This is a genomic window from Burkholderia pseudomultivorans, from assembly GCF_902499075.1.
In the GTDB taxonomy this organism is placed as follows: Bacteria; Pseudomonadota; Gammaproteobacteria; order Burkholderiales; family Burkholderiaceae; genus Burkholderia; species Burkholderia pseudomultivorans.
In genome coordinates this window covers 13963-28840 of the sequence record NZ_CABVPP010000051.1, presented here as the reverse complement: position 1 = coordinate 28840, position 14878 = coordinate 13963, and the positions used below count along the sequence as shown (strand labels likewise).

Here is a 14878-nt window from a genome sequence, read left to right as displayed (position 1 = left end):
GGTCCGGAGTGTGCCGCGCGAGGCGCGGCGGTGTCGCCGCGTGTCGGCGGCGCGAGCGGCTATTGTACTTCGCCGCCGGCTGGCGCTGGCAGCCGCGCGTGGCCGCTGCGGTTCGTATCGGCCGTTCGGCCGGGGCTACAGCCACGCGGCGACGCCGCCGTGGCCCGAACAGGTGCCGCGCCGGTGGCGGCTGAAGCTGTACGTGCCGTCGCGGCAGTGCGCACTCGCGCCTTCGGGCACGCGGCCCGATCTGGAACGGGCCGGCGCGTGCACGGTGTCGCCGTCGCGGTTGCGATAGGTGTCGTGGCGGTCGAGATCGGTTTCGTTGCCATAGCCGGGCGATGTGCGGTACGCGTGCGCGGCTGGCGCAAGGGCGGCGCCCGCGACGAACAGCGCGACGGACAGGGTCGCGCCGCGCATCGCGCGCCGGAGCAGGGTTCGCATGGTCTCTCGCTGCATGTCGTGATGGTTGACGGACCGGCAGGCGGCCTGGGCCGCATGTTAGCGGACGGCTTTCGTTCCGGCCATCGATGCCGCGCCGTTCGCCTGCGCGGCATCGAGAATCCAGCGGCGGAACGCGGCAACTTTCGGGCGCTCCGCATGATGCGGCGGATAGACGAGGTAGTACGCAAAATCGTCGAGCCACGCGGTGTCGGCGAGCTGCACGAGCCGGCCGCTCGCGAGTTCGTCGCGCACCATCGCGGCCGGCAGCAGTCCGGCGCCCTGGCCGGCGACGATCGCCTGCATCAGCAGTCCCGCATCGTCGAACGCGGGGCCGCGCGGCGGGCCGAAATCGTCGATCCGCTGCGCATCGAACCAGATGTGCCAGCCCTTGCGTTCGGCATCGTGCAATTGGGGCCAGCCGACCAGGTCGGCCGGCGTCGCGGGCATGCCGAGCCGCGCGACCAGCGCAGGCGATGCGAGCGCGACGATCTCGACCGTCAGCAGGCGCTCGCTGCACAGCCCGACGTAACGTCCGAGGCCGTGGCGGATCGCGACATCGATGCCGTCGCGCGAGAAATCCGCGAGCGCGTGGCTCGCGACGATCTGCAGGTCGACCTCCGGGCATGCGTGCCGGAACTGCGCGAGGCGCGGCACGAGCCACGCGGATGCGAAGAACGGCGTGACGCTCACCGTCAGCACGCCGCTGTCGGCCGCGCCGGAGACGCGCTGCGACGCGTCGGCGATCTGCCGGAACGCGTTGCGCACGGGCGGCAGGTAATCGCGGCCCGCCGCCGTGAGCAGGATGCCGCGGTTCACGCGTTCGAACAGCTGCACGCCGAGGTGGGTTTCGAGCGTGCGGATCATCTGACTCACCGCGCCGGGCGTCACCGACAGTTCCTCGGCCGCGGATTTCACCGACAGGTGACGGGCGGCTGCTTCGAACGCGCGGAGTGCATTGAGCGGTGGCAGGCGGGAACGATTCATTCAGTTTTTCTAAAGCGAAACATCGACGAAATATCGTTTGAGGCGACGTACATGCGCGAGTAACGTTGCTGCCGTGGATTGCATGAACGCGGGCATCCGGCGGCGATCGTTGCAGTCAACATAGTTCAACTATATCCACGAGGCAATCCGGAGGCCGGCCGGCGTCGCGGAACCCGACAGGAGCATCGTCATGAACCGTGCGCGCGCACCGCGCTTCTTCTACGGCTGGTACGTGGTCGCGGCCGCCTTCGCCGTGACCTTCGTCGGATTCGGCAGCGCTTATACGTTCAGCGCGTTCGTCGAGCCGCTGCAGCGCGATTTCGCGGCGTCGCGCGGCCAGATCTCGCTGGTGTTCTCGCTCGCCGGCTTCCTGTATTTCGGCTTCGGGATCGTCAGCGGGCCGCTCGCCGATCGATTCGGCTCGCGACGGCTCGCCGTCGCCGGCATGTTGCTGACGGCCGCCGGGCTCGCGGCCGCCGGCGCCGCGCATACGCTGCTGCAGGTCTATGCGGCATACGGGCTCGGGGTCGGCTTCGGCGTCGGCTGCGCATACGTGCCGGCCGTCGGCGCCGTGCAGCGCTGGTTCGTGCGGCGCCGCGGCTTCGCGTCGGGGCTCGCGGTCGCGGGGATCGGCGTCGGCACGCTCGTGATGCCGCCGCTCGCATCCGTGCTGATCGGGCAGGTCGGCTGGCGCAGCGCGTATTTCGCGCTGGCGGTGCTTGCGGTCGTACTCGGCGCCGGGATGTCGCTGCTGATCGAGAACGACCCGCGCGGGCGCGGGCTGCTGCCGGATGGCGATGTCGAGGACCGGGCCGCCGCCGACGCGCTGCCGTCGGCGGGCGATCACGCGCGCGCCGCGCGTGTGGCGTCCGACGACGACGTGCCGTCGCGCCGTCCGACGGCCGCGCAGGCCGCCGACGCGACCGTGCGCGAAGCCGTCATGTCGCGGCCGTTCGCGAGCCTTTACGCGGCCTGCCTCGTCTGCTCGTTCGGCGTGTTCGTGCCGTTCGTGCACCTCGTGCCGTACGCGCTCGATCACGGCGTCGCGCCGGCCGCGGCCGTGCTGCTGCTCGGCGCGATCGGCGTCGGCAGCACGGCCGGGCGCTTCTTCCTCGGCGGCCTCGCGGACCGCTTCGGCCGCCGCGCGTCGCTGCTCGCGATGTTCGCCGGGATGGCCGTCGCGCTCGTCGCGTGGGCGGGCGCCGGCACCGTTGCAACGCTCGCCGCGTTCGCGCTCGTGTTCGGCGTGTTCTACGGCGGCTGGGTCGCCGTGCTGCCCGCGGTCGTGATGGACGCCTTCGGCGGGCGCAACGTGAGTGCGATCATCGGCGTGCTCTATACGAGCGTCGCATTCGGCACGCTGGTCGGGCCGGCCGCGGCCGGCTTCGTCTACGACGCGGGCGGCGGCTATCTGGTGCCGATCCTGGCCAGCGCCGCCGCCAACGCGATCGCGTTCGCGATCGTCGCGACGACCGGCCGCGCGCCGTCGGCGGCGCGTGCGGCCGGCGGATAGGCGCGCCGCGCGATTTCCGGTAGGGTGGCCGGATCGCGAACCGGCGACGAAACGCGGAGGAGGCGTCATGACGTTCGACGAAGTTCGGCAAATCGCGCTTGCGTGGCGGGGCGTCGAGGAAGGCACGTCATACGGCACGCCCGCGCTGAAGGTGAGGCGCAAGATGCTCGCGCGGCTGCGCGAGGACGGCGACACGCTCGTCGTAAAGGGCGTGGGCCCCGACGAGCGCGCGTGGCTGATCGAATCGGAACCCGACGTGTATTACGTGACCGATCACTACGTCGGCTGGCCGATCGTGCTGGTGCGCCTGTCGGCCGCGGATCCCGACGCGGTGAGAAACCTGCTTCGGCGGGAATGGGAGGCGATCGTGCCGGCCAAATGGCGGGAAGCGGGCGACGCGCGCTGACGCGTCGATCGTTGTTGGGCCGCCCCGCCGAACCGGATCACGCGTTGCATCGATTCGCATCGATGCAACAAGTGGTTCCATCGAAATTATTCAATTGGTTCTTAGTGAAGAACCGTTTGATGCTTACACTGCATCGCTTCGAAGGCGGCTGACCGAAAGCCGACGGAATGGGCGCTCGCGATGCGCCAGCGCGTTGCGCGCCGCATCGCACCCGCAGCCTCGCAGACTGCGCGGGCGCGCCGTCCCGGAATGGCCCGCCGGATTCGCATGCGCAGCACGCGTGATTCCGAACCCGGCTCAACAACGACAATCCCCAACACCGCCTTCACGCGACACCCGGTCGTACCGGAACCGTTTTTTGGAGAGAGACAGATGAAGGAAAGCAAGACAGGCCTTGGCACCGGCCTGAAGCAGCGCCACGTGACGATGATGTCCATTGCGGGCGTGATCGGCGCGGGCTTGTTCGTCGGTTCGGGCCACGCGATCGCGGAAGCCGGCCCGGCATCGATCCTCGCGTACGCGATCGCGGGCGTGCTGGTCGTGCTGGTGATGCGCATGCTCGGCGAAATGGCCGTCGCGCATCCGGACAGCGGCTCGTTTTCCACCTATGCCGACCGCGCGATCGGTCACTGGGCCGGCTTCACGATCGGCTGGCTGTACTGGTGGTTCTGGGTGCTCGTGATCCCGATCGAGGCGACCGCCGCCGCGACCATCCTCAATGCGTGGTTCCCCGGCATCGCGACCTGGATGTTCGCGCTCGGCATCACGCTGCTGCTGACCGTCACCAACTTGTTCTCGGTCAAGAACTACGGCGAATTCGAATTCTGGTTCGCGCTGATCAAGGTCGTCGCGATCGTCGTGTTCCTGTGCATCGGCGGGGCGGCGATCGTCGGCATCGTGCCCGCGCCGGCCGTATCGGGCGTATCGAACCTGTTCGCGCACCATGGCTTCATGCCGAACGGCGCCGGCGCGGTGCTCGCGGCGATGCTGACCACGATGTTCTCGTTCCTCGGCACCGAGATCGTGACGATCGCGGCCGCCGAATCCGACAACCCGCAACGCCAGATCGTGCGTGCGACCAATTCGGTGATCTGGCGCATTACGCTGTTCTATCTCGGCTCGATCCTCGTCGTGGCGGCCATCGTGCCGTGGAACGACCCGCTGCTGCCGGCGCACGGCTCGTATCAGCGCGCGATGGAACTGATCGGCGTGCCGAATGCGAAGGCGATCATCGACGTGATCGTGCTCGTGTCGGTCGCGAGCTGCCTGAATTCGGCGCTGTACACCGCGTCGCGGATGCTGTTCTCGCTGTCCAAGCGCAAGGATGCGCCCGCGTTCCTGCACCGCACCGATTCGACCGGCACGCCACGTGCGGCCGTGCTCGCATCGACCGCGTTCGGCTTCGTGACCGTGATCGCGAACTACCTGATGCCGGAGCAGGTGTTCGGCTTCCTGCTCGCGACGTCGGGTGCGATCGCGCTGCTCGTGTATCTCGTGATCGCGATCTCGCAGCTGCGGATGCGCAGGACGCTCGAAGCGACCGGCGCGGACCTGACGCTGCGGATGTGGATGTTCCCGTGGCTCACCTGGGCGGTGATTCTGTTCATCTGCGGCACGCTGACCGTGATGCTGGTGAGCGAGGAGCACCGGATGGAAGTCGGTGCGACGGCCGTGCTGGCGCTGCTCGTGCTGCTCGCGTCGTGGCTGAACAAGCGTGGTCGCGATGCGCAGGCGAGCGACGGGCGGCGCGTGTCGGCGACGTAACGAGCGCGAGCGGGACGGGCGCGGTTGCGCCCGGTGTTCGCTGCCCGGCGCAGGTCGGGGAAAATCGAGGCCCGATCGGCATGTGCCGGTCGGGTTTCTTTTTGGGGTGGGCTTCCAGCGCGATCGCAACGATATTCGGCCGAAAAATCGAACCCGTCTGATTTCATCGGCGGCGACAACTCCCTACATTGATCGCTTCGACAATCGGGGTGAATCGATGGGCGAATCGACTGGGTGTCTGCTGTTACGCCTCGGCATTTCCGAGCGGGCCTGTTTATTCGGGCGTGAAGCGCCGTTGAAGCGATGAGCGGGCGACCGGCTTCCCGCCTGCGCATCGAATTTTGCACCAGCGACGGGTTTCCGTTGACCGGCACCTATTTCCCCGCGATCCCTGACACCACCGGGGCGAGTACGCCGGTGCTTCTCTGTCCAGCAACCGGACTTCGTCAGACTTTCTACTTCCCGTTCGCCGACTGGCTGCGCGACAACGGTCATTCGACGTTCGTATTCGATTACCGGGGTATCGGCGCGTCTCTCGACGTGCGTCATGTTCGTCAGTCACGCGCCCGCAAGCAGGACTGGGGGCAACTCGACATGCCGGCCGCACTCGACTGGCTGCTCGGCCGGACCGGCGCGCGCGATGTGCATCTGATCGGCCATAGCGCCGGAGCGCAACTGGCCGGCCTGATGCCGAACCACGCGGCGGTTCGCTCGCTCAGCGCGATCTCCGCATCGTCGGGATATGTCGGCAATATCCGCTGGCCGACGCGTTTTGCCGCGTCGTTGCTGGCCAATGTCTACGTGCCGGTTGCAGCACGGCTGCTCGGGTACGTGCCGGCGAAGGCGCTCGGCCGGGGCGACGATTTGCCCGCGCAAGTCGGGCATCAGTGGGCGCAGTGGTGTCGCCGTCCCGGATACGTCGCGAATGAGTTCGGGGTCGGGGTCTCGCGCCACTACTACAACGAATTCTCGGCTCCCGTGACCGTGGTCGCCGCAACCGACGATCCGCTTGCGACGCCAGCCAATATCGAGGACTGGCTGCGATTGCTGCCGCGCGCCCGAAGCCGCATCCATTTCGTCAGTCCGCAAAGCTGCGGCGGACGAGCCATCGGCCACGTCGGGATGTTCCGGCGAGAACATGCGTCGTTGTGGCCGGAACTCATCGGAGGAGGGTGACAACGCCAACGCCCAAAAAAGAAAAAGCCCGCATCGAGCGGGCTTTCTCACACCAGCATCGCAACGACGCTCACACGTTGAACAGGAAGTTCATCACATCGCCGTCGTGCACGACATATTCCTTCCCTTCCGCGCGCATCTTGCCGGCTTCCTTCGCACCTTGCTCACCCTTGTACGCGATGAAATCGTCGAACGCGATCGTCTGCGCGCGAATGAAGCCGCGCTCGAAGTCGGTGTGGATCACGCCGGCCGCCTGCGGCGCGGTGTCGCCGATACGGATCGTCCACGCGCGCACTTCCTTCACGCCCGCAGTGAAGTAGGTCTGCAGCCCGAGCAGCTTGAAGCCCGCGCGAATCACGCGGTCGAGGCCCGGCTCCGCCATGCCCATGTCGGCGAGGAACGCTTCCTTGTCTGCGTCGTCGAGATCGGCGATTTCGGCTTCGATCGCCGCGCACACCGCGACCACCGGCGAGTTCTCGCTTTCCGCGTACTTGCGCACCGCGTCGAGGTGCGGATTGTTCTCGAAGCCGTCGTCCTTCACGTTCGCGACGTACATCGCCGGCTTCGCGGTGATCAGGCAGAACGGCTTGAGCAGCGCCTGCTCGTCGTCCGACAGCGCGAGACCGCGCACCGCCTTGCCCTGGTCGAGGTGCGCGCGCACCTTCTCGAGCACCGCGGCCAGCTTCACCGCTTCCTTGTCGTTGCCCGACTTCGCGGCCTTCGAGTAGCGCGTGAGCGCCTTCTCGACGGTGCCGAGGTCGGCGAGCGCGAGCTCGGTGTTGATCACCTCGATGTCGTCGATCGGGCTGACCTTGCCCGCGACGTGGATCACGTTGTCATCCTCGAAGCAGCGCACGACGTGCGTGATCGCATCGGTTTCGCGGATGTTCGCGAGGAACTGGTTGCCGAGGCCTTCGCCCTTGCTCGCGCCCGCGACGAGGCCCGCGATGTCGACGAACTCGACGACCGCCGGCACGATGCGCTCGGGCTTCACGATTTCGGCGAGCGCCTTCAGGCGCGTATCAGGCACTTCGACGATGCCGACGTTCGGCTCGATCGTGCAGAACGGATAGTTCTCGGCGGCGATGCCGGCCTTGGTCAGCGCATTGAACAGGGTGGACTTGCCGACGTTGGGCAAGCCGACGATGCCGCATTTGAGACTCATGGAATCCTTCGGACGGGTGAAGCGGCGCGGCCGGGCAGGGCGCGGCGGCGCGGGACAAAGAGGGCGGCCGGCGCTGGGGCAGCGCAACGGGCCGGTGTGCAAAGACGCTATTGTACCGTGCCGACGCGCCGGTTTCCGGCCGCCGGCCGAACGCGCGCGCGCGCGCCGCTTCGCGCGGGCGGCAGCGCGCGCAGACGGGCGCCGCCGATCGGGCCACGAGCTCCGTGCGGCGAGCGGCCGCACCCGGATCCGCGCGCCTTCGCGATTCCGCTGATTTCCCGCAAAGTCCGGCCGCGTAAGGGTTTGGCGCCGCGGCTATAATGCCCGCCATGACTGCCCATCACACCTTCGACGTCGCCGTGGTCGGCGGCGGGCTCGTCGGCAAGACGGCCGCGCTCGCGCTGACCCAGTCCGGCTACAAGACCGCGTTGCTCGCGCAGCCGGCCACGCCGCGTCCCGCCGATCTCGCGTTCGACACGCGCATCTACGCGCTGTCGTCCAGCTCGCAGGCGCTGCTCGAGCGGCTGCGGGTCTGGCAGGCGCTCGACCACGGCCGGCTCGCGCCCGTCTACGACATGCGCGTGTACGGCGATGCACACGCGGAGCTGCATTTCTCCGCGTACCAGGCGTCGGTGCCGCAGCTCGCGTGGATCGCCGAATCGTCGCTGATCGAGGCATCGCTCGACGCCGCGCTGCGTTTCCAGCCCAATCTCACGTGGTTCGACGCGCGCGCGCAGGGTTTCGACGTGCGCGCCGATGCGGCCGTGCTGACGTTGTCGTCGGGACAGGTGCTCGAAGCCGATCTGGTGGTCGGCGCGGACGGCGCGCATTCGTGGGTCCGTTCGCAAATGGGGGCCAGGGTCGAGCGGCGCGACTACCGGCAAACCGGCGTGGTCGCGAACTTCAAGGCGTCGCTGCCGCATCGCGAGACCGCATATCAGTGGTTCCGCGACGGCGAGATCGTCGCGCTGCTGCCGCTGCCCGACGGCCACGTGTCGCTCGTCTGGTCCGCGCACACCGCGCATGCGGACGAACTGCTCGCGCTCGATCCGGCGCAGCTCGCGGCCGAAGTCGAGCGCGTGTCGCACGGTCAGGTCGGCGCGCTCGAATGCGTGACGCCGGCAGCCGGCTTCCCGCTCGCGCTGCAGACGGTCGACAAGCTGATCGCGCCGCGCGTCGCGCTGGTCGGCGATGCCGCGCATCTGATCCACCCGCTCGCGGGGCAGGGGATGAACCTCGGGCTGCGCGACGTCGCGGCGCTCGCCGATGCGATCGCGAACAAGGAAAGCTTCCGCAACCTCGGCGATACGGTGCTGCTGCGCCGCTACGAGCGCTCGCGCCGCGAGGACATCCGTGCGCTGATGGTCGCGACCGACGGGCTGCAGCGCCTGTTCGCGGTGCCGGGCTCGCTCGCGAAGGCGGTGCGCAACGCGGGCATGGCGTTCGTCGGCGCACAGCCGCTCGTGAAACGCTGGCTGGTATCCGCGGCGCTCGGTTGAGCGAACCTTCGGCCGCATCGCCGGTCGGACTCGGTTCCGTTACGGCGTACACTGTGCCGTGCATTCCGATAGAGCTGAAGGAACAACTCGATGAAAAAAACGATCCGCATCGCCTCGCTGGCGCTGGCCGTCACGATGGCGACGCTCGGCTGCACCGCGCAGGCCGATCAGACCACCGACAAGCTGAAAGCCACGCTGCAAGCCCGTCTCGGCAACGACGCACCGATCAAGAGCGTGTCGAAATCGCCGGTCGCGGGGCTGTATGAAGTGAACCTCGGCTCGCAGATCATCTATAGCGATGCGGCCGGCGACTACGTGCTGCTCGGCGATCTCGTCGACGCGAAGACGCACAAGAACCTGACCGACGCACGCCTGTCCGAGCTCAACAAGATCGACTTCGCGAGCCTGCCGTTCGCGAATGCGATCAAGGTCGTGAAGGGCAACGGCGCGCGCAAGATCGCGGTGTTCTCCGATCCGAACTGTCCGTACTGCAAGCGTCTCGAAACCACGCTGCAGTCGGTCGACAACGTCACCGTCTACACGTTCCTGTATCCGGTGCTGTCGCCCGATTCGAACGCGAAGTCGAAGGCGATCTGGTGTGCGACCGACCGTGCGAAGACGTGGCAGAGCTGGATGCTCGACCATCGCGCACCGTCCGGCGCCGGCAACTGCGACACCACCGCACTCGACAAGAACCTCGCGCTCGGCCGCGGCATGAACGTCACCGGCACGCCGACGATCTTCCTGCCCGACGGCCGCCGCCTGCCGGGCGCGGTGTCCGCCGAGCAGCTGAACGAAGCGCTCGCGTCGAGCAAGTAACCGACCGCACGCCGGGCCGCGCCCGGCCAGCGAGGGGCGCCCGCGATTTCCGCCGGCGCCTCTCTTCGTTTCCGCGGTCGCATTCCGACCGATTTTCGACCGATTGCCACGATGACCCAGCCGATCCGCTATTCGATTGTCCCGAAAGATCTTGCCGCGCACCTGTTCGAAGTATCGGTGACGGTTGCCGATCCCGATCCCGACGGCCAGCGCTTCTCGCTGCCGGTGTGGATTCCGGGCAGCTATCTGGTGCGCGAGTTCGCGCGCAACATCGTCACGCTCGCCGCGTTCAACGAAGCGGGCCGCAAGGTGCGGATCGCGAAGACCGACAAGCACACGTGGCAGGCCGCGCCCGTGAACGGCGCGCTGACGCTGCGCTACGACGTGTATGCGTGGGATCTGTCGGTACGTTCCGCGTATCTCGACGAATCGGGCGGTTTCTTCAACGGCACGGCCGTGTTCCTGAGCGTCGCCGGCCGCGAGGATGCGCCGTGCGACGTCGAAATCGCGAAACCGTCGGGCGCGGCGTTCCGCGCATGGCGCGTGGCCACCGCGCTGCCCGAGGCGCGCGGCACGAAGCGCTACGGGTTCGGCGCATATCGCGCGTCGAACTACGACGAGCTGAGCGACCATCCGGTGACGATCGGCGAATTCGCGCTCGCGACGTTCGACGCGCACGGCGTGCCGCACGACATCGCGATCGCCGGGCGCGTGACGCAGCTCGACATGGAACGGCTGCGTACGGACCTGAAGCGCGTATGCGAAGCGCAGATCGCGCTGTTCGAGCCGAAGTCGAAGAAGGCGCCGATGGATCGCTACGTGTTCATGACGCTCGCGGTCAGCGACGGCTACGGCGGCCTCGAGCACCGCGCTTCGACCGCGCTGATCTGCAACCGCACCGATCTGCCGGTGAAGGGCCGTCCCGAGACGTCCGAAGGCTATCGCACGTATCTCGGCCTGTGCAGCCACGAATACTTCCACACGTGGAACGTGAAGCGCATCAAGCCGGCGGCGTTCGTGCCGTACGACCTGACGCAGGAAAACTACACATCGCTGCTGTGGCTGTTCGAGGGCTTCACGTCCTATTACGACGACCTGATGCTCGTGCGCAGCGGGCTGATGTCGCAAGACGAATACTTCGCGGCGCTCGGCCGCACGATCGGCGGCGTGCTGCGCGGCACGGGCCGTCTGAAGCAGAGCGTCGCGGAAAGCTCGTTCGACGCGTGGATCAAGTACTACCGTCAGGACGAGAACGCGACCAACGCGATCGTCAGCTACTACACGAAGGGCTCGCTCGTCGCGCTCGCGTTCGATCTCGCGATTCGCGCGCAGACGCGCCACCGTAAGTCGCTCGACGACGTGATGCGGCTGCTGTGGCAACGCTACGGCCGCGATTTCTATCGCGGCGGCAAGCAGGCGGGCGTCGAGGAAAACGAAGTCGAAGCGCTGATCGAGGAAGCGACGGGCGTCGCGCTCGGCCGGCTGTTCGCCGATGCGGTGCACGGCACGCGCGACCTGCCGCTCGCCGAGCTGCTCGCGCCGTTCGGCGTGACGCTCGCGCCCGAGCTGGCCGCGAATGGCGCGGCCGCGAAGCCGACGATCGGCGCGCGTCTGCGCGGCGGTGCGGACTGCACGCTCGCGGCCGTCTACGAAGGCGGCGCCGCGCATCGCGCGGGGCTGTCGGCGGGCGATACGCTGATCGCACTCGACGGGCTGCGCGTGACGGGCACGAACCTCGATGCGCTGCTCGCGCGCTACCGGCCGGGCGACAAGGTCGAGATCCACGCGTTCCGCCGCGACGAACTGCGCACCGCGAAACTGAAGCTCGACGGCCCGGAGGTGTCGCGCTACCGGCTGACGGCCGCCGCGAAACCGGCCGCGCTGCCGAAGGCGCGCGAAGCCTGGCTGAAGGGTTGAGCGTGACGAAGCGGGAATCGGGGCACGATCTGTAATTGTTCTGCTACTGCAACAATCCGTCGCCCTGAGCCCGCTTTTTCACGCAAATGCGGCCACGCACAATGGCGTCACTCGCGCTACCGAAGCGCAACCCAACCGGAGCCTGACATGACGACCATTCTGCAAATCAATTCCGCGGCGCGTTCGCAAGGCGCGCAATCCACGCTGCTGGCCAACGAACTGACGGCAAAGCTGCAACAATCGAATCCCGGCGCGAAGGTCGTGGTCCGCGACCTTCTGACCGACGGACTGCCGCATCTCGACGAGTCGGTGCTCGGCGCGTTCTTCACGCCGGCCGAGAATCGCAGCGCGGAGCAGAATGCGATCGTCGCGAAGAGCGATGCGCTGATCGCCGAACTGCAAGCCGCCGACATCGTCGTGATCGGCGCGCCGATGTACAACTTCGGCATCTCGTCGCAACTGAAGACGTACTTCGACTGGATCGCCCGCGCCGGCGTCACGTTCCGCTACACCGAGAACGGCCCGGAAGGCCTGCTGAAGGGCAAGAAGGTGCACGTGGTGACGGCACGCGGCGGCAAGTACGCCGGTACGCCGAACGACAGCCAGACGCCGTACCTGCGCACGTTCCTCGGCTTCGTCGGCATGACCGATGTGAGCTTCATCTATGCGGAAGGCCTGAACATGGGGCCTGAATCGCAAAGCGCAGCGCTGGCCGGCGCGCGCGAGGCGATCGCCGCTGTGTGAGGTTGGACGCGGGCGTCGCGCGCCCGCGGCTCGATCTAAAAACAAAAAACGCCGCGTCCCGACAGGGGCGCGGCGTTTTGCATTTCGGCCGACGCAGGAGGCGGCGTCGTTACGCGAGCGTCTCGGCGACCTCCGGCAGGCGCCAGTCGATCGGCTCGCGGTGCTGTTCGGCGAGATAGTCGTTCGCGAGCGCGAAATGACGGCAGCCGAGGAAGCCGCGATGCGCGGACAGCGGCGAAGGATGCGGCGCTTCGAGCACGCAGTGCGCGCTCGCGTCGAACAGCGCACGCTTCGCCTGCGCATGCGCGCCCCACAGCATGAACACGAGCCCGCGATGGCGGCTGGCGAGTTCGCGGATCAGCGTGTCCGTGCATTGTTCCCAGCCGCGCTTCGCGTGGCTCGCGGCCGCGCCGCGCTCGACCGTCAGCACGGTGTTGAGCAGCAGCACGCCCTGGCGCGCCCAGGTGTCGAGACAGCCGTGGCGCGGCGTGTCGTGACCGAAGTTCGCGGCGATTTCCTTGAAGATGTTGCGCAGCGACGGCGGCGTGCGGACCGCCGGCGGCACCGAGAACGCGAGGCCGTGCGCCTGCGGCGTGCCGCGGTCGTCGCCGTGGTACGGGTCCTGGCCGAGGATCACGACCTTCACGTCGTCGGGGCTCGTCAGTCGCAGCGCGCGGAATACGTCGGTCGGGTAGACGGTCTTGCCGGCCGCGCGCTCGTCGTCGACGAAGCGGCACAGCGGCGCGTACGCGTCGCTGTCGGTGAACGGCTTCAGCACGTCGCGCCAGGCGGCCGGCAGCGCGTCGAATTGTGCGGCGAGGTGCGGGATGTCGGCCGCGGTCGGCTGCGGTTCGGACGGGGTGGAAGCCGAGGCGGCGGTCTGCTTCGCGGCTTTGCGTCCGGCCGCGGGCGATGCCGGAGCCGGGTCGGCCGACGTGTCGGCCGGTGCCGTGTCCGGCACGGGATCATCGAATAGCGACGCCTGTTGCGGCGCGCGGGAAGTCTTGCGGGTTGCCATGCGTGATGCGTGTTTATTGCGCGCGCAGCCGGTAGCCGCGCTGCGCCTTGCTGATGTTTTCGGGAGCGAGACCCGGCAGCGCCTGCTGCAGTTCGGCGGCGAGCGTCGCGAGCGCCGCTTCCGGGCCGTCGATCAATTCGAGTTCGATCTCGCTGATCGGTTCGCGGCGCGTTTCATGCTCCGCCTGCACGACGATCTCGCCGAGATCCACCGCGGCTTCGACAGTCGCGCCGCCGATCGCGATGCGCCACAGCGTACGCGAAAAATCCGTGCGGAACAGCGCATGCAGCGTCTGCGCCGCGTCGCGCAGCGCGGCGGCGGCGTCCGGCACGTCGCAGGCGGCGACGAGCGCATCGACTTCCAGCGCGTCGCCGGCGACCGGCAGTTCCCATTCATGCCGACGATGCAGGCCGCCTTCGGCGCTGCCGACCGTCTTGAACGTCTGCAGCCAGCCCTGCGGCGTGCGGCGCACGCGCACCGCGCTCTTCGAGCGGGCCAGCGCGAGTTCGGGCGTGTCGTAATAGACGTTTGCGAGCGCGATCTCGCGGCCGGGCTCGCCGGTCAGCGTCTCGAAGAAGCGGCGCGCGGCGTCGGCCTGGCCGTCCGGCAGCGCGAGCTTGATTTCCTTTTCGATCGCCATCAGAAGAACATCCGTGCGAGTTCCTCGCCCGGCTGGTCGGCGCGCATGAACGCCTCGCCGACGAGGAACGTGTTGACGTTCGCCGCGCGCATCGTGTCGACGTCGGTGCGCGACAGGATGCCCGATTCGGTCACGACGATGCGGTCCTGCGGAATCATGTCGAGCATGTCGAGCGTCGTCTGGATCGACGTCTCGAAGGTGCGCAGGTTGCGGTTGTTGATGCCGAGCAGCGGCGTCTTGAGCGTCAGCGCCTGTTCCATTTCGTTGCGGTCGTGCACTTCGACCAGCACCGCGAGGCCGAGCGAGTGCGCGTATGCCTCGAGATCCTGCATCAGCGGCGTGTCGAGCGCGGCCGCGATCAGCAGGATCGCGTCGGCGCCCATCGCGCGCGCTTCGACGATCTGGTACGCGTCGACGATGAAGTCCTTGCGCAGCACCGGCAGCGCGCAGGCCGCGCGCGCTTCCTCGAGATAACGCACGCCGCCCTGGAAGAACTGCTCGTCGGTCAGCACCGACAGGCACGCGGCGCCGTGCGCCGCATACGAGCGCGCGATGTCGGCCGGCACGAAATGCTCGCGCAGCACGCCCTTCGACGGGCTCGCCTTCTTGATTTCGGCGATCACGGCCGCGTCGCCGGCCGCGTGCTTTGCGCGCAGCGCGCCGACGAAGTCGCGCCGGTCGCGCGCGGACGCTTCCAGCTTCAGTGCCTCGAGCGGCGTGCTGCGCATGGCCGCCGCGACTTCTTCGCGCTTGACGGCGATGATTCGGTCGAGAATGTCGCTCATGTGG

14 protein-coding genes are annotated in these 14878 nt (G+C 68.0%); 8 read left to right on the top strand and 6 right to left on the bottom strand.

All coding sequences use genetic code 11. The features are described 5' to 3' along the window. Positions 1 to 135: 135 nt before the first annotated feature. Positions 136 to 444 carry a DUF3761 domain-containing protein gene (locus BST28156_RS26315; protein ID WP_174903732.1) on the bottom strand — a complete coding sequence of 103 codons (309 nt, stop codon included), beginning with the start codon at positions 442 to 444 and terminating at the stop codon, positions 136 to 138. A gap of 57 nt (positions 445 to 501) precedes the next feature. Continuing rightward, positions 502 to 1428, bottom strand: a complete 927-nt coding sequence (gcvA, locus tag BST28156_RS26310) for a transcriptional regulator GcvA (protein WP_174903731.1) — start codon at positions 1426 to 1428, stop codon at positions 502 to 504. Positions 1429 to 1618: 190 nt separating this feature from the next. Here gcvA and BST28156_RS26305 point away from each other — a divergent pair, with 190 nt between their 5' ends. The 4 genes from BST28156_RS26305 to BST28156_RS26290 all read left to right on the top strand — a co-directional run bounded on the left by BST28156_RS26305 (position 1619) and on the right by BST28156_RS26290 (position 6287). Continuing rightward, entirely contained in the window at positions 1619 to 2941 is a 1323-nt protein-coding gene (locus tag BST28156_RS26305; protein ID WP_060246173.1) for an MFS transporter, read from the top strand. A gap of 67 nt (positions 2942 to 3008) precedes the next feature. Further along, the gene (locus tag BST28156_RS26300; RefSeq protein WP_060246172.1) at positions 3009 to 3347 is read left to right on the top strand and encodes an MmcQ/YjbR family DNA-binding protein; all 339 of its coding nucleotides are present in this window, start codon (positions 3009 to 3011) and stop codon (positions 3345 to 3347) included. Positions 3348 to 3719: 372 nt separating this feature from the next. Further along, positions 3720 to 5111 carry a GABA permease gene (gene gabP, locus BST28156_RS26295; RefSeq protein ID WP_060246171.1) on the top strand — a complete coding sequence of 464 codons (1392 nt, stop codon included), beginning with the start codon at positions 3720 to 3722 and terminating at the stop codon, positions 5109 to 5111. Between the two features lie 363 nt (positions 5112 to 5474). Further along, the gene (locus tag BST28156_RS26290) at positions 5475 to 6287 is read left to right on the top strand and encodes an alpha/beta hydrolase family protein (protein ID WP_254596425.1); all 813 of its coding nucleotides are present in this window, start codon (positions 5475 to 5477) and stop codon (positions 6285 to 6287) included. 70 nt (positions 6288 to 6357) lie between these two features. Here the strand turns inward: BST28156_RS26290 and ychF are convergent, their stop codons facing one another. Continuing rightward, positions 6358 to 7452, bottom strand: a complete 1095-nt coding sequence (gene ychF, locus BST28156_RS26285) for a redox-regulated ATPase YchF (RefSeq protein WP_174903729.1) — start codon at positions 7450 to 7452, stop codon at positions 6358 to 6360. Positions 7453 to 7772: 320 nt separating this feature from the next. Here ychF and BST28156_RS26280 point away from each other — a divergent pair, with 320 nt between their 5' ends. From BST28156_RS26280 to BST28156_RS26265, 4 genes are all read left to right on the top strand, one after another. Then, the gene (locus BST28156_RS26280) at positions 7773 to 8951 is read left to right on the top strand and encodes a UbiH/UbiF family hydroxylase (protein WP_060239878.1); all 1179 of its coding nucleotides are present in this window, start codon (positions 7773 to 7775) and stop codon (positions 8949 to 8951) included. A 90-nt stretch (positions 8952 to 9041) separates the two neighbouring features. Further along, entirely contained in the window at positions 9042 to 9770 is a 729-nt protein-coding gene (locus BST28156_RS26275) for a DsbC family protein (protein ID WP_174903728.1), read from the top strand. Positions 9771 to 9881: 111 nt separating this feature from the next. Further along, positions 9882 to 11687, top strand: a complete 1806-nt coding sequence (locus tag BST28156_RS26270) for a M61 family metallopeptidase (RefSeq protein WP_174903727.1) — start codon at positions 9882 to 9884, stop codon at positions 11685 to 11687. A 147-nt stretch (positions 11688 to 11834) separates the two neighbouring features. After that, positions 11835 to 12431, top strand: coding sequence for an FMN-dependent NADH-azoreductase (locus BST28156_RS26265; protein WP_060239884.1), 597 nt, complete (start codon positions 11835 to 11837; stop codon positions 12429 to 12431). Positions 12432 to 12540: 109 nt separating this feature from the next. Here BST28156_RS26265 and BST28156_RS26260 read toward each other — a convergent pair whose 3' ends face one another. The 3 genes from BST28156_RS26260 to trpC are packed head-to-tail and all read right to left on the bottom strand — an operon-like array spanning position 12541 to position 14874. Beyond that, positions 12541 to 13449, bottom strand: a complete 909-nt coding sequence (locus BST28156_RS26260) for a uracil-DNA glycosylase (RefSeq protein WP_060239885.1) — start codon at positions 13447 to 13449, stop codon at positions 12541 to 12543. A gap of 13 nt (positions 13450 to 13462) precedes the next feature. Beyond that, complete coding sequence (locus BST28156_RS26255; protein WP_174903726.1) at positions 13463 to 14089, bottom strand: CYTH domain-containing protein; 627 nt, start codon at positions 14087 to 14089, stop codon at positions 13463 to 13465. Beyond that, positions 14089 to 14874 carry an indole-3-glycerol phosphate synthase TrpC gene (gene trpC, locus BST28156_RS26250; RefSeq protein ID WP_060239890.1) on the bottom strand — a complete coding sequence of 262 codons (786 nt, stop codon included), beginning with the start codon at positions 14872 to 14874 and terminating at the stop codon, positions 14089 to 14091. Before trpC ends, BST28156_RS26255 begins: the two co-directional genes overlap by 1 nt. Positions 14875 to 14878 lie beyond the last annotated feature (4 nt).